This window comes from Kitasatospora sp. NPDC058046 (genome assembly GCF_042885595.1).
Classification (GTDB): domain Bacteria; phylum Actinomycetota; class Actinomycetes; order Streptomycetales; family Streptomycetaceae; genus Kitasatospora.
On the sequence record NZ_JBHVRS010000027.1, the window covers coordinates 58,944 to 79,597 of the forward strand.

The window sequence follows — 20,654 nt, forward strand, 5'->3', positions numbered from 1 at the left end:
GGCGTCAGATGGTGGGGCGGGTGGTGAACAGGCCGCGCAGGAGCAGGCGCGGGGCGGCGGGGTCGTCGGTGAAGGGGGTGCGGCCGTGGCAGAGCTTGTCGTTGGCCAGGACCAGGGCCTGCCCGGCGGCGAGGGTGAAGGTGGCGCGGTGCCGCGAGCCCTCGTCGGCGGCGTCGGCCAGCGCGGCGAGGGCGCGGTCCAGGTGCTCCTGCCGGCCGGGGGCGGTGGGGTGGTAGGAGTCGGTGGCGGTGAGGCTGTAGCGGGTGATCAGGTCTCCGGACGGGTCGCGGCCGAACGCCGGGCCGGCGGTGGACAGGCCGTCGACGAAGGTGGAGGTGCGCAGCAGAGCGCGCTCGTGGGTGAGCTGGGCAGCCGCCTCGGGGTCGGCGGCCTGCAGCTCGGCGAACGCCTGGACGGCGTTGAAGAGCTGGGTGTGGCCGCCCGAGCGGCCCGGGTGTACGCAGATCATGACCGTGGTGGCGACCTGGCCGAGGTGCTGGAGGGTGGCGTCGCAGTGGAGGTTCTGCCCGGCCCGGTCCTGGAAGGGGTGGGCGGGGTCGGCGGTGGCGGTGAGGCGGCTGACCGCGCCCCGGGTGTGGGCGCTGCCGCGGTACTGGGGGGGGCTGAACGCGGTACCGAGGTTCAGCGCGTCGGCCAGCGCGGCGAGGTCGGCCTCGGCCGGGGTGGTGCCGGGGACGTGGACGACGGCGTAGCCGCGGGTGCGGTAGTCCTCGGCGATCCGGTGGCGGGCCGCGGGCTCGGGGACGCCCCAGCCGGTGGTGACGACGGGCGCGGCGGGGGCCGGGGTGAAGCCGGGCAGCTGGAGAGGGGCGGTGACGCGGGCCGGGGTTCGGCGGGTGATGGCGGGAGCGGGCACGGGAGCCTCCGGTCGGTCAGATGATGGCGGGAGCGCTGGCGGTCAGGGCCGGGGTGTCGGCGAGCAGCCGGGCCACGGCAGCACGGTGGGCCGGGTCGTCGCGGTCGGGCGCGGGCCGGCACCCGGCGATCAGCCGCAGGAGCGGCTGCAGGTGGCGTTCGAGGTCGAAGCGGGGAGCGGCCCGGTCGAGCGCGGCGAGGTGGCCGTCGCGGGCGGGGCCGTCGTCGGTGGCGGCGATCAGTGCGAGGGCGAGCGCCCTCGGGTCGGCCGGGTCGGCGACGGGGCCGATGCCGAGGGCGGCGACCACCTCGCCGGTGGCGCCGTGCGGGTCGACGACGACCGGCAGCCGGTACAGGGCGGCATCGCGCAGGCGCAGCCGGTGGCAGGTCTGGGACTCCGCCGTGCGGCTTCCGGTGACCGCGAGGCAGCGGGCGCCCTTCAGCATCCGGTCCCGGCCGTGGTGCCCGAGCGGCCCGTCGGGAAGCTGCACCAGGTTGTCCAGGCCCAGGGCCCGGATCTGGGCGCGGAAGGCGGGGCCGGGCTCGTACAGCAGGCGCAGCGTCAGCTCCCGGCCGAGGCCGCGGGCATGGTCCAGGGCGGGCAGCAGCGGGGCGGGGTGGCAGTACTCCCACGCGCCGCCGCTCCACACGATGTCCACCGCAGGCCCGGTCGGCGCGGCGACTGCGCTCTGGGCGGAGTGCCGGTTGTGGCCGATCGGGACGAGGCTGAGCAGGTGGTCGAGGGCGGGAGCGGCGCGGTGGTGGGCGGCGGACAGGCGGCCGGTGGCCACCAGCGCGCCGAGGGTGGAGGCGCGTTCGGCCTCGGAGCGCACCAGGACGTGGTCGGCGAGCATCAGCTGGAGCCGCCAGCGCGCGACCGTGTCCGCGTACAGGTCCTGCCCGTCGGCGCCGGCCAGCGTGTCGTAGTGCAGGTGCTCGATCGGCGGGGCGTTCTCGACGACCAGGAACATGCCGGCCCTGTGGGCGGCGAGCAGCAGCCGCGTGTCGGGCAGGTCGGTGGTGACCAGCACCCGGTGCGCGGGCAGGAGTTCCTCCCACGGCCTGCTGGTGACGGTGACGCCGGGGTGGGTGAAGCCGGAGGGGCGCGGAGCGGCGATGGTGACCCGGTGGCCGGCGTCGGCCAGGACCTGGGCCGTCTCCCACAGGCGGATCCCGATGCCGCCGAGCTGGTTGTCCACCGGGTAGGGGCCGGAGTGGATGAGGACGGTCGTCACAGGGCGCTCCCGGTGATCGTCGCGGCAAGGCTCGGCCAGGTGCCCAGGTCGGTGAACGGGCCGACGTCGAGCGTCGGCGCGCCGAGCAGCGGAGCCAGGCCCCCGGGCCCGAGCGGCCGGTGAAGTGTCGCGCGGTGCAGCACGTCGAGCACCGAGGGGCCGTGGGCGCCGGCGAAGGCGTAGGCGAACCAGACGGCGTTGAAGCGGTGAGCCCGCTCAAGGCCGGGTTTGTCCGCGAAGTCGGCGACCCGCGGCCACGGATCGCCGGCGGCGGTCTCCAGGAGCAGGGCCCCGTCGACGGCCAGCCGCCGGGGGTCGCTCTCGGCGGCGGTGAGGAACGCGGCCCGGTGACCGGCGCCAACGAGATCGAGGAGGCCGCCGATCGCGTGCGGGACCGGGCGGGTGAGGATCTGGTCCGGCAGCAGGACGGCCGTGGCCGGGCCCCACCAGGCGGCGCAGCTCAGCACCGCGCCGGTCGACTCCGGCAGCTTCGCGTCCTGCGAGCAGAGCGCGAGCGGCAGGCCGAGGTCGGCGCAGCGGGCCGTCAGGTGGCGGGCGGTGGCCTCCCGGCCGGGGCCGAGCACGGCGACCACGCGAAGCCGCTCGGCGTGCTGGGCGAGCAGGTCCAGGGTGTGGTCGAGGGCGACCCGCCCCGGCCCGGTGGGAACCAGTTCCTTCGCGATCGGCAGCCCGAGGCGGCTTCCGGTGCCCGCGCACGGCAGCACCACGGTGTCGCGCCCGCCGCTCACCGCGCACCGCCCACGGCGTGCAGGGCGTCGACCACGGTCCGGGCGCCGGCCAGGGCGTCGGCCTCTGTGATGACCAGCGGCGGCGCGATCGTGAGGACCGGCCCGAACGCCCGCACCAGGACGCCGGCCCGCTGGGCGAGCGCGGCGACGTCCTGCGCCGCTCCGATGGACGAGGTCTCCACGCCGATCAGCAGCCCGCGGCCGCGCACCTCCCGCACCGCCGGGTTCCCGGCCAGATCGGCTGACAACTGCTCGCGCACGGCCCGGCCGACGGCGGCGGCCCGGGCTGGCAGGTCCTCGCCCTCGACGATGTCCAGCACCGCGAGCGCCGCCGCACACGACGTCGCGTGGCCGCCGGTGGTGTGCCCGTGCCGCAGCCCGCCCAGGTACGGGTCGTCCGCGAACGCCTCGTAGATGTCCTCGCGCACCGTGACGGCGGCCAGCGGCGCGTACCCGCCGGCCAGCCCCTTCGAGGTGACCACGATGTCCGGGCCGGTGCCGTCGCCCAGGTCGTGCTGGAAGCCGAGCATGTGCCCGGTGCGGCCGATCCCGGTGGCGACCTCGTCGGCGATCAGCAGGATGCCGTGCCGCTCGCACAGCGCCCGCAACGCGGCCAGGGTGCCGTCCGGCGGCACGACGACCCCGCCGACGCTGAGCACCGGCTCGACCAGAATCGCCGCCACCCGGTGCGCGCCGACCGCCGCGAGCTGCGCCTCCCACTCCCCGACGCCGGGAACCCGGCACTCGTGCCCGGGCGCGCCCGCCGCGCAGGCGGCGCACCTCGGCGTGGCCAGGTGCAGGAACCCCTCCGGGAGCGGCCCGGCGCCGTCACGGCGGAATGCCGCCCCGGTGGCGGCGATCCCCGCGGTCGTCGCGCCGTGGTACCCGTCGGCCCACGAGGCGACGACCGTCCGCTCCTTGTCTCCGGTGATCCAGTGGAACATCCGGGCGATCTTGAGGGCGGCTTCGACGCCCTCGGACCCGGAGTTGCAGAACAGGGTCCGGGACAGGCCCTGCGGGCACAGCGCGGCGATCCGCTCGGCCAGCAGTGCCGCCGGCTCGGTGGCCACCTCCGCCAGGTCCCACGTCATCAGCTGCCGGGCCTGACGGGCGATCGCGTCCACGACGCGCTGCTCGCCGTAGCCGACCGTGGCGTTCAGGGTGCCGGCGCGCAGGTCGAGGTAGCTGCGGCCGGTGTCGTCGGTGACGCGGCAACCCTCACCGCTGGTCAGGAACAGGCGTGGGCTGTCACTGCGAATCGGGCTCCACGGGTGCCACAGGTGGCCGCTGTCGGCGCGGCGCGCCGGGTCGAACAGGGTGGCGGGCATGATGAATCGCCTCCGGTCGAGGTCAGGGGGCTGGCGGGTGGCGCGTCGGTCAGCGCGAAGAGCGGCGGGAGAGGGCGAGGATCGCGTCGCCGAGCTCACGGGCGCTCTCGGCCACGTCCCGACCGGTGGTGTCGATGGTGATCAGGTGCCGGTGACGGCGTCCCATCACGGCGAGCGCCTGGTGGAAGCGGTCGGAGAACGGTTCGTCCTGTGCGCTGCGCAGGTCCCGGACGTCCACGTGGTCGCGGCCGTGCAGGCGTTCGGCGCGGGTCTTGATGTCAGCGGTCACGTGGACCGCGAGCTCGAAGCGGGTGAACATCCACGGCCAGCGAAGCGCCGCCCGGGCCGCGAGGTACGGGCCGCCGGCGATGCCGAAGGCCGCGGTCCGGTCCACGTAGCCGTCCTGGATCAGCACCTCGCAGTCCCCGGCCGTGCGCGGGCGGACCCTCATCAGGAGGTGGTCCAGCGCGAACCCGGCGAACAGGTACGCGGTGGTGGTGAACGCACTGTCCGGCTGCCGGGCCATGGACAACCGGCGCAGCGGCCGGTCCAGCGGATGGCGCCGGGTGAGCATCCCACGGTGGCGCCGCGCCACCACACCGCGATCGTCGAGGTACCCCACCACAGCCTTGACCAGCTCGGTCTTCCCGGCCAGGTCGATGCCGTCAACCATCACAAGCCGCATCGAGAATCGAGACTCCTTGTACATCGTGGGAAAGGGCGTCCCACACACCTGATCCCGCTCCGGCGCCGGTCCGGGCCCCGCCGTTGGGGCTGCCCGCGAACACCTGCCCCTGCCGACGGAGGGCCTGGACACACAGGGCTGCCCGGCGTCCGACCGGCGAGCGCGTCGTGCGGAGGACCAAGCACACACCAGATCGCAGGACCGCGGAAGGCACTTTCAGGGGGGCACTTTTCCACGCCTTGGACATGTCCACGCCATTTCGGGGCGGTGTCCCATGTCGGACACCGGGACTCAGCACACCGCGCCCGGATTCGGCAGGGAAGTCCCTCGGGCAAGACCCGCACACGACGTGCGGGACCCGCACATCCTGTGAACCGGCCCACCGGGCGGCCAGTCCCACTACCCTTGCAGGAAAGGGGAGTTGGGGAGTCGCATGGCTACTTCGCCCAAAGGGAGCCGTGATCTCGGAGCAGTCATCCGCGGTGCTCGCGCCGCCAGGCGGATGACACAGGCCCAGCTGGGGCAGGCAACCGGATACTCGGCTTCGGCGGTGAGCAGGATCGAGAACGGCGAGATGTGGCCGTCGCCCCACTCGCTCCTGCGTTTCGAGGACGCACTGGAGATCGACCTCAGAACGTACAAACTCGGCGGCTCGGCAGGGGTGTTGAGGCCACAACAAGCCCCCGGTGCCACTTCCGGCGCTATCGTGGCGGACAGGACGTCGGACCCGGAGGACCCCATGCGTCGTCGGAACTTGCTGCTGATGCTCGGTGTCGCCGCCGCCGCTCCCCTGGCGATCCCGCCGGCATCGGCAGCAAGCCCGGCGCAGTCCGGTTCCGTCGACCCCGCCGACAGCCTGGTAGGACTTCTCTACACACCGCCTGCACCCGTGTCCGGGATCTCGCTCCCACAGCTCGACCGGCTGCTCGCCGCGACCCGGGCGCACTTCACGGCCTCGCGCTACCGCGATCTCGGCGCCGCCCTGCCAGGCCTGATCGCCACTGCCGAGGCTCACCGCGACTCCTCCAACGGCGACGCCCGCGAGCGTGCCCATGCCCTGACCGCGCGAGGCTACGTCCTGGCCACGGAGCTCGCAGCGAAGCACCACTCCGACCTCGCCTGGGCCACGGCCGACAGGGCCGTGCAGGCCGCCCACCACAGCGGCGACCCGGTCGCTGTCGGAGAAGCCGTCCGCGTCCTCGCCATCACCATGCGCCGCGCCGGCCGCCCCGCTGCGGCCGTCGCCCTCCTGGAGCGCACAGCCCACGACCTCGACGCCCACGGCCCCGCCGCCCGGGCGGTCGCGGCCAGCCTGTGGATGACGGCCGCCTACACCGCGGCGTGCGCCCACGACGCCGGCACGGCCCACGACCTGCTGGCCGGCGCCGCCGAGGCGGTCGACCGACTGCCGGCCGGCCTCCCGCAGCGGCAACTGTTCACGGTAGGGGCGACGCAGGCGCAGGTCGACCTGTACCGGGTCGGCGTGCACACGGTGCTCGGCGAGCCCGACCGGGCCGTCCCGTACGCGAAACGGATCAACCCGGCCGCTCTGCCCACCACGGAGCGCCAGGCGCGCTGGGGCACCGACACCGCCCGCATGTGGATGCGCCTCGGAGACCAGCAACGTACCCTGGCCGCACTGCAGTTCGTCGACCGGGTGGCCCCGGAGGAGGCCCGCCGTCCCGCCCTGCAGGCGCTCACCTCCGAACTGCTCTACACGGCGATGCCGGCGCCCGGCGTCCGCGACTTCGCACGCCGGACCGGGGTCCTCGCCTGAACGGCCTTGTTCCCTCCCAGCCGGTGGCCGGGTACCCGGAGAAGGACGTCCCCGGGCACCCGACTCCTCAGGTCGACGGTGGGAGGTCGGCTCGGACCCGCTGTGTGAGCTCACGCACCCGCGGATCACCGTTCCACGGATCGAGCCTGCCGACCAGGTCGTGGACGTAGCTGTGGGCCCGCGGCGATCGCACCCCGGCGAGGATGCCCAGCGCCCGGTAGCCGTCGGCAACGGCCTGCTCGAGGTCCCGGTCGATCGCGTGCGTGCTGCCGAGGACGGCGTGACGGATGCCGACCGCGCGCGTGTAGCGGTCCACCGGCATCGTGCCAGCACGCTCGGCCCAACGCCGGGCGGCCGCCGTGAGCCCGAGGTCCCTGTGCACCTCGACACTGTCGGTGGCCAGCCGCTCGGGGGTCATGTACGCGATCCACAGGGGGTCGTAGGCACCCGGATGGATCCCGGACAGCAGGTTCTCGCAGCGCACCAGCGCGGCGGCGGCGCCCGCACCGTCACCGTCCTTGGCCAGCGCCCGGGCTTCGGCGAGCTTGCAGAACGCCAGCACCCTCGGTGCGGCGTGGCCCTTGCCCCGCTCGTACGCCGCCTCCGCCATGTCCGCGGCATGCGACGGCCAGCCGGCCAGGAACGTCTTCAGCGCCATCGTGGCCAGCACGTAGCTGCCCAGCTCCACATTCCCGGCGGACCGGGCCAGGCGCAGGGCCTGGATCAGCAGCCGGTCCGCCGCGCCGTGGTGCCCCGCGTCCATCGCCGCCCACCCCAACACCCTCGACAGTTCCGCGAGGGCGCTGTGCAGTGACTGTCCGGTCTCCGCGGAGTAGCTGCCTGTCAGCAGCGGTGCGGCAGACCGCAGGCAGACCAGCACGTTGCTGTCGCGCCAGTCACCGCCCCCGTACCGGGAGTCCATGAGCTGGGCCTGAGCAGCTGCCGCCCACACCTTCTCGACATCGGTCAGGCCGACGCGCCGTTCCCCGGCCCGCGGGACGGGGGCATCGGCGGGCACCGCCATCCACCGCATCGTTGCCACGCTGAGGACGGCGGGCGCGGCACTGGGCAGGCGCAGGACATCACGGCGGTGCACGGTCCTCCAGCAGGTAATGGCGTTTCCCAGAGCGGTCTCGCGGTCTCGGGGGAAATCCAACCCGACCGCGGGGTCGAACGGCGCCAACTCCCCGAACCCGGCATCCTCAAGGGTGACAACCCGGTTCAAACGTTCGCTCAGCAGGCGGACAACCCGCCTGGCTGTCACTTCGCTGGGCCTTGCCCCGTCGAGCCAGCGCTGCACATGGGTATGGGTGTAGGCGGTGGGCTTGTCGTCATTCTGGGACAGCCGGTTGACCTCGCGCGCGAGCCATGCCCGTTTCACATCAGCCTCCGCGATCAGGCATCCCAGAGCGGTGTTCACCTTGTGGGGTTTCGGCGAAACACCACGCCGAGCGGTGGAGGATTGGACGCCCTGACTGCCACCGGCCCCGGTGAACGGCGACGCGGTTGCATCGTGATCCCTCGCAGACATAGGTCACCTCGTCGTGGTCAGTCGGTGTGGGCGAAAGGGGCGGGAACGAGGGCCGGGGCTGCCGAAGCAGCCTGGCCTGTTGGTGCGGGTGATGCTGCGGGCCAGAGTCCGGACCGGCAGAGGACGGGCTCCTCAGACTTGCCGATCTCGGACCGGCTGGGCGAGGGCGTTCTGGGGCAGCGGCAGGCGGCCGGGGCGCTGCGGTGGCCTTCAACATCCTTTGCCGGCGCTGCGGCGGGCGTCCAATGCCAGGCATGTCGGGGGCTACCACGGTGTGCTCAGCGTGCCGTCGGCTGCGCGCCGGATCATGTCGAGGCTCGCCTTGGGCTCAAGTGCATGGCGAAGCAGATCGGCCAGCCTCGGGTCCACGAGGTCCTCGTAGACGGCGTCCATCTCACTGAGGGTGACGGTGAGGGCGCCTTCGGGTAGGTCGAGTTGGACCCGGTCCGTGTCGTTCGGGAGGCAGGCGGACATCGGGACAACGCGGATCTCCAGCGACGTGGTCTCAGCCAGGTGGGCCAGGTGTTCCATCTGCCCGGTATGGAGCCGGGCGCCGCCGACCCGGCGGTGGAGAAGCATCTCGTCCAGGAGGACGACGGTGCTCGGTGCGCCCGGAGCCCGGACCCGGGCGGCGAAGACGGCCGTGCGGACCCGGTGCGCCTCGCGCTGCCACGCCTCGACGGCAGACCAGTCCGTGAGCAGGTCGGCGGAGTACGGCTGGCACAGCCGGCATCCGGTGCCCGGCAGGGCGCCCAGTGACGCACGCTCACGATGGTGCCGTGACCTGGCGCCGGGCCTGAACTCCCACACGGCCTCCTCCACGGCGGGGGTGCGCAGTGGCACCGGCGGCAGCTGGTGGCTGCCGGCGATCAGGATGCTGCCGGCGCGTTCCTCCACCACCTGGTACCGGTGCGGCCATCCGAAACCGCAGTCGATGAAGCAGTCGCGCGTGAACCCGGCCGCGAGGTGCTGCTGATGGCCCAGGACACAGGTCTGCCAGTCGTCGGCGGCGTGCTGGCCAGCACCGTAGGCGCGGGCCAGCGCCAGACCCTCGCCCGCCAGCACCGTGGTGCGCAGCAGGGGGTGGTGCCCGGCTTCCGCCGCGGTGAGGGTCTCCGGGGCGGGCCGGAGATCGGCGGGCAGCCGCTCGGCGACGGCGGCGACGGTGACGTCCTGGCATTCGCGCAGGTGGCGCAGGTGTTCGCCGAGGATCCGGTCCGCCAGTGGCGTTGCGGCGGAGGGAAGAAAATTGATCATGATGTGCCCGGTGATGTGCTCAGGGCCGTGGGGACGGCGCTTGTGGCTGAGGGGATGAGTGGTGGACGTGTGGTGGGCCGGTCTTCGGCCGGTGCACCACACGGTTGGAGGCTTTCGTGTTCGGCGGCGCCGGTGAGGTGCGCGTTCAGAAGTTCGCGGCTGGTTGTCTCGGGCAGGGCGCGGGCCTGGATGCCGTCGAGCGCGGCGCCGATCTTGGCGGCGGCCGGCCCGACGCGGTAGAGCACTCCGGCCGGCTCCCAGGTCGCGTACAGCGACTGGGCGCCCTGGTCCGAGTACCTGAACTCAGCGAGGTCCGCGCTGCCCGAGGCCTCGTCGCGCGGGACCACGAGGACCACGGCCTGGTCCTGGAGCCGGGTCAGGTCCTGTCGGCCCGGGCGCGTGGCGGCGCTTCGGGTCAGGAGGGCGTCGTCGAGGAGGACGGTGATCCTGCGCCCGAGTCCGGGCAGCGAGGGCAGGGTCGTGGAGAGCGAGACGCGGCCGTCGATGGCGCTGCCGGCGGCCCAGCCCAGCCGGTCGTGCCGTCGGCGGCCACCGTCGAGGAGCCGGTCGCCCCCCGTCGGGGCTTGTGCCTGGCGGCACAGGTCGAGGATCTCCTCTCGGTCCTGCCGGTCCGCGTGGTAGAGCTCCAGCAGCTGGCCGGCGGTCTCCGGGGGGAGCGGGGCGCAGCCTCGCTCGGCGCGGCTGAGCCGGACCGTGGACATGCCGATCCTGGGACTGACGTGGCGCAGCTCGAGGCCGGTGCCGGTGCGCAGCTGGTACAGGTGCAGGCCTGCGACGCGGCCCAGGCCGAGCGGCTTCTGTCCGGGGCGGGCGGCGGGGCGGCGCGCTCGTTCCCGGGGTTTCGGCGGGGCGGTGGCAGGGACGAGGGGTCGGTCGGCGTGCAGGAGCGTGTCGGCGATGGCGGCGCAGGTGTGGTCGGGCAGTTCGCCGTGGAGGGTGACCCAGTCGAGCGGACCGCCCGCGTTCCATGCTTCGCCGGGATCGTTGCCCTGGTCCCAGTCGGCCAGGCGCCGGCGCAGGGAGGGGGAGAGGGCGGCGAGTGTGCGGACCAGGGTGAGGGCGTCGGCGAGGCCTGTGGTGGTGCCGCGTCGGGTCGGGGCGAGGTCGGCGGGTGCCAGCAACAGGAGCAGGTCCGCGGCCGGTTCGGCCAGCGCTCGTTCGATGGCGGAGAGGGTCTGCCACGGTCGCCGTGCCGCGCCCGTGATCATGAGGGCGTCCATCGGCGTGCCGTGTGGCAGCGGCTCGGTGGCGGCCAGGATGACGGGGGCGCGGTGGGCCAGCTGCCCGAGGGCTGCGCGCCGTTGCTCGGTGCTCTGCCGGGCGGTCAGGGCCCGGCCCTTGATGCTGGGTTGCGTGGCGGCTTCGGGCGCGGTGCGGGCGTGGACGGCGGCAAGGATCCGGCCGGCGGTGCGGTCCTCCGGGCAGCAGACGACGACGCGGCCGGTCCCGGGGCGGGCGGCGGCCTTCAGCAGGGTGTCCGCAGCCATGCCCAGCAGGGCGGGGCCGTCGCTTCGCTGCCCGGGTATGGACAGCACGATCTCCAGTCGGTAGCCGCGCGCGGTCGCCGGACCCAGCCGCGTTGCCGTGCCGAGGCGGTCTCCGGCCCGCACACCGCGCAGGCGGCCGTCGTCGCCGACGATCCGGGTGACGGTCGACTGCAGGACCCGGCGCCGCACTGGCAGGTGATTGTCCGACAGCACGGTCACCGCCAGGCCCATGGCGTCCAGCGCCACGATGTCCTCCGCCACCAGCGTGTCCCAGTGCGGCAGCGCAGCCGTGCGGTGCGCCTCTGCCAGGACCTGGACGCCCTCACGGGTGGTGACCATCAGGACCCTGCCCGGCCCCGCGACCGCGCCGGCCAGGTCCCGGGCCCGGCACACGATCGGGCAGCCCAGCGGCTGCCGGCCCACGACCCGCTGCCCGGGAGCGTGAACGCCCACGGTCACCACCTCCGGGCCCACTGCGGCTCTCCATCGCGCCACGGCCAGCGCCAGGTCCCCTTCCTGATCGACCACCACAGATCGACGCGCTTCCAGCACGGCGACCCGCGCGTGCACTGCCAGGTCCCGGCGCGACCCGGTCATGAGCCGCCGGGCGCCGTCGCCCGGCGGCTCTTCACCGTGCGTCCGGGCCACGGGCTGCAGGTCCCCGCACAGCTGCTCCCATCCGATCCGCCCGACGGCGGCCAGGGCCGCTACCGCCCCTTCCACTGTGGTGCTCCAGGTCGCCAGCAGCTCTGTCACCAGCGGCTTGGCGTGGTCCGGTCCGATTCCCAGGAAGGTGGCCGCGTCCGCCACGGTGAGCCCGCGCGCCACCAGGGCGAGCAGCCGGACCTGGTTCTGCCCGGCTTCCCCGGGCTGGGCCCGGGGCGGGAGGTCGACCGGTTCGTCAGCGCGGCGGGTGAGCACCCGGCGGGCGGTCAGGGATGCGACGTGCGGCAACCGGGCTCGGATGCACATCCGGTCGAGGGTGCGGGCCACCTCCTCCGCGGGCACGCCGAGGCGTCGCGCCACCGCGTCGCGCGGCAGCCCGCCGCCCACCAGGTCCAGCACCCGTAGGTCGTCCTCGTCGAACGCGGGCAGGGTGACCTCGTCCAGCCCGGGGCTCACAGCGCTGCGGCCCGGCGGGCCTGCGGGCGAAGGCCGGTGTGGGGGACGCGGACCACGCCGCCGTACTCGATCACGCGCGGGGCCGGGCCCGTCGAGGGGAGGCGCTGGGCGGCGGGCGGCGTGTGTCCGTCAGCCGTCCACGCGGCGACGTCGCCGGGGCGGGAGCCGACGCGTTCGAGGCCGAGGAGCAGCGCGGCGATGTCGCCGGGTGCGCGGACCTTCCCCCACCGGCCGCGGGTGGTCTGGTTCATGAGGCGGGTCAGGCGGTGGCGCGTGCGGCGGGCGGGCGCGGCCAGATGTGACAGTGCGATCAGGCTCCCTGGGGCGAGCCGGGTGGCCAGGCCCGTCACGAGGGCAGTCAGGTCGGGCGCGGGCTGCTGGTGGTGCAGGCTGGTCAGCAGGACGGCGACCGACCGCGTGGGGTCGATGACGGACTGGACCTGCGGGTGGTCGAGGACCGTCGCGCTGAGGTGGTCCTGGCGCAGGGTGACCACCGGTGCCGAGGCGTGCACCAGGGCCTCGGACTGGGTGTAGACGGTGCTGTCGGTGGACACCAGCACCACCGGCGTGCCGGGCTGGCGGTCCTGGACGCGCTCCCAGTCGAGTCCGCCCTCTGCGGTCGGCGTGGGGTATCCATGCCCGAGGTGCACGACCTGTCCGACCTCGGCGTTGGCGAGGTGCTCCAGCACACGGCGCTCGAACGTCGCGGAGGCGCGGGCGGCTCGGGCCACCCCCGGCACGACCGCTTCGACGTCCCGGGCGGCGATCCGGTCCGCCGCGAAGTTGAAGTTTTCGGACCGCCAGTGGTTCGCCATCCGGTGGGAGCAGGGGATGGTGCCGTCCAGGACCGGAGCGGAGAGGGTGGTGGTCATGCGAGGGGCCCTTCGGGAAGGGGTCGGTGTCGATGGTGCTGACACCGAGACGGTGGGAGATGTCGTCGGTGGTCAGGCCGTCAGCCATCAGCTGCAGCACTGCCACGTGCGGCGGGATGAGCAGCGTGCTCAGCCGTTGCTGCTCGTCCCCTCTCCGGCCGGCGAGGGGACGGCGCCCGCGAGAGCCCGGTGCAAGCAGCAGGGAGCCGACCGCGGCCCGACCGGACAGGACCGGCGCGAGAGCAGCCTCGACCTCCTCGACGCCTTCGGAGTACGGCAGGCAGCCGTCCGCGCCCGCGCTGGGCCGGCGCAACGTGGTAGCCACGCCGACCCAGCGCGACACTCAGGGACTCGACATGGAGCGAGGGGCCGGCAACCGTGACGCACCGACCGTCGCCGGGCAGACATGGCGCCGGGACTGAGCCGCCAGGTCCCAACTCGAGGGCGATCACCGCGCGCCTGCCTCGGCGCACGCTGGGCCCGGCGACCGCAGCACTCACAGGGCGCCCCCGGGCAGCCGGGATGGGAAGGCGGTGCCACCGCCGATCTCGATGACGCCGCCGAACTCGACCAGGGCTGGCGTGGCGACAGGCAGTACCCGGGCAGGTACGGGCCCGGGCGACAGCCACGCGCCGACGGGACCCGGCGGGCACGACGGCATCGGGTAGCGGCTGAGCACAGCGGCGATCTCCTTGCTGCTGCGCGCGGAGCCCCACCTGCCCTGGGTGCGTTCGGCCATGAAGCCGTTGACGGCCCAGCGCAGCAGGTCGTCATCAGCCGCCCACTGCGACACCGCGAGGAGACTTCCGGGGCACAGCCGCCGAACCAAGGACCAGATCAGGTTCGCGAACCCGAACTCGCCCAGGGGCGCGGTGTGGGATGCGGAGACCAGCAGCACGCCCACGGGTTCGGCCGTATCGAGGCTCCCGGCGACGACCGGGTGATCGAGTACACCCGCAGTCAGGTAGGGGGCGTTCACCATCACGGTGCGCTCGTCCCACTCGAGGTAGTCGCACGCCCAGCCGAACGCGCTGGGGTCCTGCTCGACGGAGACGACCAGGGCACCGGCGTCGTACTCCCGGGCCACTTGGTACACGTAGGGCTCACGCGGGATGCCGCAGCCCAAATCGAGGAACTGGCGCACGCCCGCGGCGGCAGCGGAGCGGACCACGGCCGTCTTGAACGCGTGGGCATTGCGCACCGCACCGGCCACCCCGCCCGCGAAAGCCTCCAACTCGGCGGCGACCTCGCGGTCAGCGTGGAAGTGGCGGTCGCCGCCGCCCAGCCGGTTCACCAGCCCCGGCCCGTTCGCCACCTCGCCCCCCGGCACCTCGACCGAGTCGTCGTCGATGCTCACCAAGCCACTCCCTCAGCCGGCACAGGGACGACGCAGCGCCGCCCGCCGAGCTGCGCTGTGCCCGCGAGGTCGAGCGCCCGCCAAGCGGCCTGCGCCTCGGCGGCGCCCACCTGGGCGCACAGGTCCACGACCTGCTCGGGCGTGACCAGCAGACGCAGGACAGCCGAGCCGGACGGTAGGCCGAGGAGCGGGCCGGGCAGGTCGGCGACCAGGCGTGCGCTGGCCCCGCGGTAACCGATGATCACCGGGTTCGTCGGCCTGGTGCGTACCGCTTGTGCGCACACCCGGCGCAGCGCGTTCTCCTCTGTCTCGCCGGGTTCGAGGAGGCCGCCTGGCAGGGCGGTGCGGCCGGTGGCCAGGTCGTGGGACACCAGCACGAGGCCTGCGGGGTGGCAGAGCCAGGCGTGCATCTCCTCGATCTCCGTGGTGTGGTCGCGGCCCACCGGTGACCACGCTGAGGGCATGCCGGCAGTCGCCCGGACCAGGACCCGGTGGGTGTCCAGCAGGCTGGGGTGGCGTGGACGGCCGTTCTCCAGTTCGGCGGTGCGGCCCTCGATCCGGGCGTGGAGCAGCGCGAGGATCCGGTCGGCGGTCTGCGGGGCCTCGGCGTGGAGATCGGCGGGGGCCACCAGGCGCGGCGCCCGGGGACGGTCGTCGACGACGATCGCACCGGCGTGAGTACCGGTCAGCGGTGGATGGTCATAGGTGATGACCGTTTGCGAGGTGTCGGGGCGCCAGTCGGTGGCGAGCATGCGTCCGGGCGTCAGCAGGACGAGCCCGGTCGCTGCCTGGGCGTACTGCTGCGCGGCGGTGTGGAGAGTCCGGCCGGGCAATACGGGGCCTCCGGGAAGATCCGGCCCGTCCGGGCCAGTGGTGAGCAGTACGCGGCCGCATTGGTCGGTCAGGAGGAGTTCCGCGTGTGCCGCGGGTGCGGTGGCGGTACCGGTGGGCGAGACGGGTAGGCCGACGGGAGTGGTGGTCATCGTGGTTCTCCGGCAGGAGTGGTGGGACGTGCTGGGGATGGTCGTGGTGTCGGAACGGTCCAGGACGGTGTGCCGGCTTACGGGACGGGCTCCGGACCGCGCGCAGATTGTCGAGTTTTGCGTTGGACAGGTATCTCGAGGCCGAGGTCGAGCAGGTCCTGCAGCCGCTTGGGGGTGAGCTGGCCGGCTGCCGCTTCCTTGCCGCGCTGGTACAGCCAGGCCTGGGGCCGGAAGCCCGGGTCCTCAATGTAGAGACCGCGGGGGAACTGCAGGCTTCCGTGTTCCCTCTTGAGGCGGCGAAGAGCCTTGATGATCTGCTTCCAGCGGTACTCGAGCGCGTCCCAGATGAAGCCGAGGCGGTCGAGCTCGGCCACCTCCGCGGCCGTCAGCCGCTCGGGGCGGTTCCGGCACTCGGAGACCCTGCTCCCGACCTTGCGTCCGTCCACCTGGTGCCTCTGCGGCACGTCCAGGTGCTTGTTGGCCAGCTTGAAGGCGGTGAGGTCGGCGAGGAACCGCTGCCACTCGGCGGCGGCCGGATCCCACACGAAGCCCTCCGCGGTGAGGGCCTTGACCTTGGCCTCGGGCACGGCTCCCTTGGCGTAGGCGCCACGCAGGGTCTTGGCGATCTCGCCGAGTTTGAACGGCTGTCCGTGCGGTCCGGTCTGCACGCAGTCCCGGGCGATGCGCAGGTGCCCGTGCTCCTCCCGGTGCGCCCGGAGCTGGGCGAGGAGGATTTCCAGCTCATGGGCGGGGACGTTCCAGATCATCCCGAGCGCGTCGAGTTGCGCGATCCGGTCGCGGCTGAGCTGGCCCGCCGCGTAGAACGCGCGCTGGTGGCTGATCCAATCCCCCAGGCGCAGACCGGAGTCGGTGCGATGGGGCTGGGGAACGAGCAGATCAGTGTGCTCGGCGCGGTAGGCCTCGGCCGCGCCGATGTACTCCTCCCAGCTCGTGGTGGTCATCCGGACCGCTTGCAGGGTGATCGCCCGCGCGAAGTCCGGCAGCTTCGGCGTCGGGAGCCCCGTGACGTGCAACCACGGCATCAGGGCCCTGGGGACGGCCTCCCCGGCGTCCCGGCCGCCGCTTCGGCCCAGCCGGCGACGGGCGCTCTCCATCGAGTCGGCCACGGTGCCGTCGAGCGCGGCGAGCGCCTGCAGCGTCTGCCAGACCCCGGCGAAGCTCGAGGCGGCCAGTGCCTCGTGCGGATCCTCGCCAGGCTTCAGCAACGCCGGGATCATGTACGTGGCGACCTTGGCGATGCGGCGGTCCCCCCGCCGTCCGGCCCGGCCGAGCGCCTGCACAGCCGCGATTGGCCCCATCGGGTGAAGGATGGCCACGGCGTCCACGGCCGGAACGTCCACACCCTCCCCCAGGACCCGAGCGTTGGCGACCACCCGCAGGAGATCACCGTCCTGTCCGAGTTCCTGCAGAACGCGCCGGCGCACCGCAGGGTCCTGCGCGCCGTCGACATGCCGCGCCCACAGCCCGGCGGGACGCTCGTGCGGCCCCAGGAGCTCGCCCACCCGGGCAAGGGTGTTGGCGAAGGACCGGGCAGCTGCCACCCGGGAGTGGAAGGTGATCAGCCGTTTGATGTGGAACTCGTGGGCGGCGCGAAGGACCGCGAGCTGCAGGGCGGCCTGCTGCGCCTGTACGGTCGCGTCGCCCAGGTGCACCACCGAGCCCTCGGCCTCCAGGTGCTGGGCGATCGAGTCGTCGCCGACGACCGGGACCACGACTCGGTAGGGAGCGAGGATGTCCAGGCGGATCGCGTCCGCGAAGCTGAGCGTGTAGGCGACCGGACCGAATACCCGTTCGTCCGACATGCTCACGACGTCGTCCCCGCCGGTGACGATCTTGGGCGTGGCGGTCAGGTAGAGCCGGTGGGTGAAGCGCAGTGCGTGCTGGTCGTGGACGACGGCCCACGCCTTGCCTCCCGCGCCGGCCGTGCGGTGGGCTTCGTCGATCACGCCGATGTCCACCTCCGGCATGTCGTGGACCAGTTGGGCGGCGCTCACCACCCCCAGGCTCTGGTAGGTGCAGACGATGGTCACCGGCCCGGGGGCGGAGGTGTACCGGGCGAGGTCGGCAGGGGAGCTGGTCACCGTCCAGTCCCCGGACAGGAGGGTGGTGGAGGCGAGCACCTCCTTGTCGGAGCAGACGGCGATCACCTGCCCGAGTCCGTGCCGGCCCAGGTGCCGCGACCACTCGGCAACGGTCTGGGTCACCAGCTCCAGGGTCGGCACCACCACGGCCTTGCGACCGCCGCCGGCGCTCGCCACCTGGTGGGCGACCTCGGCACCGATGCGCGTCTTTCCCCCGCCACACGCAAGCACCGCCGTGACCCGCCGGGCACCGCCCGACAGCACCCCGCGTACGGCTGCCACCGCGTCGACTTGGTGAGCGAACAAGTGGCGGCCGGTCACTGCGCGTCTCCGATGCCGTCGGCGACGGCAACGCGGTGCGCGGGTACGACACCCGGTCCGGCGGTGGCGTGCTGGTCCGGGATCGCGAGCGCGGCCGGGCCGTCCGGCTGGGCGGAGAAGTATGCGGCGCCGCAGGCGGTGAGCCGCAGGGCGGTGTCGACCAGGGCGAGGTGGCTGAAGGCCTGGGGGAAGTTGCCGACCTGGCGCTTGAGCCGGGGGTCCCATTCCTCGGCGAGCAGGCCCAGGTCGTTGCGCAGTGCGAGCAGCCGGTCGAAGAGTTCGCGGGCCTCCTGGAGGCGGCCGATCATGGCGAGGTCGTCGGCGAGCCAGAAGGAGCAGGCCAGGAAGGCGCCCTCGTGGCCGGAGAGGCCGTCGACGTTGTTGCCGGACTCGTCGTGGGTGGGGTAGCGCAGTACGAGGCCGTCCTCGGTGGACAGTTCGCGCTGGATGGCCTCGATGGTGCCGATGACGCGCTTGTCGTCCGGGGGCAGGAAGCCGACCTGGGGGATCAGCAGCAGCGAGGCGTCGAGTTCCCGGCTGCCGTAGTACTGGGTGAAGGTGTTGCGTTCGGGGTCGTAGCCGCGTTCGCAGACATCGGCGTGGATGCGGTCGCGCAGCTGCTGCCAGTGGGCGAGTTCGTCGGCGGTGGTGGAGGCGCGTCGGCGCAGCAGGGTGATGGTGCGGTCGATCGCGGCCCAGGCCATCACCTTGGAGTGGACGAAGTGCCGGCGGGGGCCGCGGACCTCCCAGATGCCCTCGTCCGGCTCGGCCCATCGGTCTTCGGCCCAGCGGGCGAGGGCGCGCAGCATCGCGTCGGCGTCGCGGGAGGGAGGAAGGCCGGCGTCTTCGGCGGCGAGGAGTGCGTCGGCGACTTCGCCGGGGACGTCGAGCTGGAGCTGGTCGGCGGCGCCGTTGCCGACCCGCACGGGCCGGGAGTCCTCGTAGCCGGGCAGGTGGCCCAACTCGTTCTCGGGCAGGTCGTATTCGCCGTGGAGGCCGTACAGGATCTGGAAGGTGGAGGCGTCGGGGCCCAGGACGGCGAGCAGCCAGTCGCGCCAGGCTTCGGCTTCCTCGGTGTGGCCGAGGCGGGCGAGGGTGGTGATGGTCAGGGCGGAGTCGCGCAGCCACACGTACCGGTAGTCCCAGTTGCGTTCGCCGCCGATCTGTTCGGGCAGGGAGGTGGTGGGGGCGGCGACGATCCCGCCGCCCGGGTGGCACAGGGACTTGAGGACGAGGGCCGAGCGTACGACGGGGCTGTAGGTGTGGATGGTGCTGGCGTTGCGGTGCAGCTCCAGGATGCTGGCCTGGATGGGCTCCAGGGCGATCGTGGCGGCGGGGTTCATCGGTGGTCTCCTTCTTCGGGTGTCGGCCTGTGGGCGGGGTGGTCGCCAGGCTCGGCGTGCGGGCTTCTACCTGTCGCCCGCGGTACCGCTGTCGTCGGTGATGGTGGCGGCCGGGCCGGCCGCCTGGTGGCGGGTGAGCCACTTCGCCGGGTCCTTGAGGTCGGCGACGGTCGGGTACAGGGCCAGGTGGAGCAGCGGGTGCCCGCCGGCGTCGAGGAGGGCTGTGGCGACCTGCTCTCCGTGGTCAACCTGGCAGGCGTTCGCCGGGCTGTCCGGGTCGGCCAGCAGCTGGGTGTAGAGGTCGCTGGGTTGGGGTTCGTCGGGCAGGGGCCCGGTCACGGCGGGTCCGCCCAGCGCATTGGCGACGAGGCGCTCGACGTACTGGCCGTATCCGGGGACCAGGGCGGCGGGCCGGCGTCGCCGGTGGGTCGGGAGTGTGCTGTCCAGCGCGTTGCACCTGGGCTGGGCCCAGGCCAGCTCGGGGTAGTGCGCGTACAGCGCCAGCGCGGTCAGCTGGTGGGCGAAGACGGTGATGAGCTGGCGGCCGGTGGGGTGCAGGTGCTGGTCGTAGACCTCGGGGATGATGGTCAGTTCGGGGTCTGCCGACTCGTGGATGATCACCGTCGCCCGGCAGAGCGGGTAAAAACGTCGGGCGGCTGTGCGGGCGGCCGTGCGGGCTTCGTCGACCAGCGCGGGGGCGCGCTTGGCGGCGTCGCTGGCGGCGTCCAGGCCGGCCAGGGCGAGGCGGGTCAGGTGGGCGTTGTGCTCGGCCTGCGCGTCGATGTACTGGTCCGGGGTGACGGCGAGCGGGACGGCCGGCGCGGTCACGACACACCCTGGTAGGCGGCGGGCAGTGCCGGGTCGCCGAGGTGGATGATGCCGCCGAACTCGACCACCTCGGCGAGCCGTCCGCCTCCGAGCGCGGGCCGTCGCCTCTTGGCGGGCCGCGCAATCCCGGCCACAGGGCCTGGGGATGGGCCGAGCAGAGGGTGGGGGACGAGCGCGCCGGCGATCTCGGCGCTGCTGCGCACCTGCCCCCACCAGCCATGGGTCCTCTCCGTGAGGAGGCCGTTGACGGCCCACCGGGTCATGTCGTCGTCGATCGTCCACTGGGACACCGCGATCTCGCTCCCCCGGGGCAGACGCCTGACGACGGCGGCGACCAGGGCCGCGAGGTCGTGCAGGACCGGGTGGTCGAGGGCGTCCGCGGTGAGGTAGGGCGCCGCGATCACGGGAGTGAGATGGCTGACGCCGAGTTCGGCCCTGGCGTGTGCGACCGCCCACCTGTCGTTCTCGACGGTCACCACCAGCGCCGAGGGGTCGAGGTCGTGCGCGCTCTGGTAGACGTGGGGACGGCGGGGCATGCCGCAGCCGAGGTCGACGATCTGGCGGATCCCCATGCCGAGCGCTCTGCGGACGGCACCGGCCTTGAACGCGTCCGCGGAGCGTACGGCGGTGGTCAGGCCGGCCACGAGCGTGGAGAGTTCGGCGGCGAGTTCCTGGTCGACCCGGCGGTTCCTCTCCTGCCCCGCGAGGTGGTCGACCATCTGCAGGCCGTTCGGCACCGCGTCGTCCCAGGTTCCGGTACCGGTATTCGTGCTGGTCATG

The 20,654-nt window shown here is 73.4% G+C and carries 15 protein-coding genes and 2 pseudogenes; 2 read left to right on the forward strand and 15 right to left on the reverse strand.

Translation table 11 applies throughout. From position 1 onward, the window contains the following. Positions 1 to 4: 4 nt before the first annotated feature. From ACFVU7_RS37910 to ACFVU7_RS37930, 5 genes are read right to left on the reverse strand one after another with little or no spacing between them, the layout of a single operon-like run. Positions 5 to 877, reverse strand: coding sequence for a TauD/TfdA family dioxygenase (locus ACFVU7_RS37910; RefSeq protein WP_388050303.1), 873 nt, complete (start codon positions 875 to 877; stop codon positions 5 to 7). A gap of 16 nt (positions 878 to 893) precedes the next feature. Continuing rightward, positions 894 to 2,111 carry a hypothetical protein gene (locus ACFVU7_RS37915; RefSeq protein ID WP_388050306.1) on the reverse strand — a complete coding sequence of 406 codons (1,218 nt, stop codon included), beginning with the start codon at positions 2,109 to 2,111 and terminating at the stop codon, positions 894 to 896. Continuing rightward, positions 2,108 to 2,860, reverse strand: a complete 753-nt coding sequence (locus tag ACFVU7_RS37920) for a hypothetical protein (protein WP_388050309.1) — start codon at positions 2,858 to 2,860, stop codon at positions 2,108 to 2,110. Before ACFVU7_RS37920 ends, ACFVU7_RS37915 begins: the two co-directional genes overlap by 4 nt. Beyond that, a complete protein-coding gene (locus ACFVU7_RS37925; RefSeq protein ID WP_388050312.1) occupies positions 2,857 to 4,188 on the reverse strand; it encodes an aspartate aminotransferase family protein in 1,332 nt (443 codons plus the stop codon). Before ACFVU7_RS37925 ends, ACFVU7_RS37920 begins: the two co-directional genes overlap by 4 nt. A gap of 49 nt (positions 4,189 to 4,237) precedes the next feature. Then, positions 4,238 to 4,873: a hypothetical protein gene (locus ACFVU7_RS37930; RefSeq protein ID WP_388050315.1), complete on the reverse strand. Its 636-nt coding sequence runs from the start codon at positions 4,871 to 4,873 to the stop codon at positions 4,238 to 4,240. Between the two features lie 433 nt (positions 4,874 to 5,306). Between ACFVU7_RS37930 and ACFVU7_RS37935 the strand changes: the two are divergent. Next, positions 5,307 to 5,492: pseudogene (locus ACFVU7_RS37935) on the forward strand (multiprotein-bridging factor 1 family protein); the annotation flags it as partial. A gap of 120 nt (positions 5,493 to 5,612) precedes the next feature. After that, complete coding sequence (locus ACFVU7_RS37940) at positions 5,613 to 6,650, forward strand: transcriptional regulator (RefSeq protein ID WP_388050485.1); 1,038 nt, start codon at positions 5,613 to 5,615, stop codon at positions 6,648 to 6,650. Positions 6,651 to 6,717: 67 nt separating this feature from the next. On the opposite strand, the gene ACFVU7_RS37945 is transcribed toward ACFVU7_RS37940, so the two are convergent. The 10 genes and pseudogenes from ACFVU7_RS37945 to ACFVU7_RS37990 all read right to left on the reverse strand — a co-directional run bounded on the left by ACFVU7_RS37945 (position 6,718) and on the right by ACFVU7_RS37990 (position 20,653). Then, positions 6,718 to 8,070 (reverse strand): hypothetical protein, encoded by a 1,353-nt coding sequence (locus ACFVU7_RS37945; RefSeq protein WP_388050318.1) that lies wholly within the window; start codon positions 8,068 to 8,070, stop codon positions 6,718 to 6,720. Positions 8,071 to 8,445: 375 nt separating this feature from the next. Beyond that, on the reverse strand, positions 8,446 to 9,438 hold the full coding sequence (locus tag ACFVU7_RS37950) for a Scr1 family TA system antitoxin-like transcriptional regulator (RefSeq protein WP_388050321.1): 993 nt from the start codon (positions 9,436 to 9,438) through the stop codon (positions 8,446 to 8,448). Then, positions 9,435 to 12,068: a helix-turn-helix domain-containing protein gene (locus ACFVU7_RS37955; protein WP_388050324.1), complete on the reverse strand. Its 2,634-nt coding sequence runs from the start codon at positions 12,066 to 12,068 to the stop codon at positions 9,435 to 9,437. The genes ACFVU7_RS37950 and ACFVU7_RS37955 overlap by 4 nt, the downstream gene beginning before the upstream one ends. Continuing rightward, positions 12,065 to 12,940, reverse strand: coding sequence for an SAM-dependent methyltransferase (locus tag ACFVU7_RS37960; protein ID WP_388050327.1), 876 nt, complete (start codon positions 12,938 to 12,940; stop codon positions 12,065 to 12,067). Before ACFVU7_RS37960 ends, ACFVU7_RS37955 begins: the two co-directional genes overlap by 4 nt. A gap of 496 nt (positions 12,941 to 13,436) precedes the next feature. Then, positions 13,437 to 14,297: an SAM-dependent methyltransferase gene (locus tag ACFVU7_RS37965; RefSeq protein ID WP_388050329.1), complete on the reverse strand. Its 861-nt coding sequence runs from the start codon at positions 14,295 to 14,297 to the stop codon at positions 13,437 to 13,439. Further along, a complete protein-coding gene (locus tag ACFVU7_RS37970; RefSeq protein WP_388050332.1) occupies positions 14,294 to 15,130 on the reverse strand; it encodes a hypothetical protein in 837 nt (278 codons plus the stop codon). The genes ACFVU7_RS37965 and ACFVU7_RS37970 overlap by 4 nt, the downstream gene beginning before the upstream one ends. Positions 15,131 to 15,357: 227 nt before the next feature. Next, positions 15,358 to 17,703 carry a Helicase associated domain protein gene (locus ACFVU7_RS37975; RefSeq protein ID WP_388050335.1) on the reverse strand — a complete coding sequence of 782 codons (2,346 nt, stop codon included), beginning with the start codon at positions 17,701 to 17,703 and terminating at the stop codon, positions 15,358 to 15,360. Beyond that, a pseudogene (locus ACFVU7_RS37980) lies at positions 17,700 to 18,953 on the reverse strand (glycoside hydrolase family 15 protein); the annotation flags it as partial. The pseudogene ACFVU7_RS37980 and the gene ACFVU7_RS37975, both read right to left, overlap by 4 nt. A 159-nt stretch (positions 18,954 to 19,112) precedes the next feature. Continuing rightward, positions 19,113 to 19,874 carry a hypothetical protein gene (locus ACFVU7_RS37985; RefSeq protein WP_388050337.1) on the reverse strand — a complete coding sequence of 254 codons (762 nt, stop codon included), beginning with the start codon at positions 19,872 to 19,874 and terminating at the stop codon, positions 19,113 to 19,115. After that, entirely contained in the window at positions 19,871 to 20,653 is a 783-nt protein-coding gene (locus tag ACFVU7_RS37990; protein WP_388050340.1) for an SAM-dependent methyltransferase, read from the reverse strand. The genes ACFVU7_RS37985 and ACFVU7_RS37990 overlap by 4 nt, the downstream gene beginning before the upstream one ends. Between the last annotated feature and the right edge of the window lies 1 nt (position 20,654).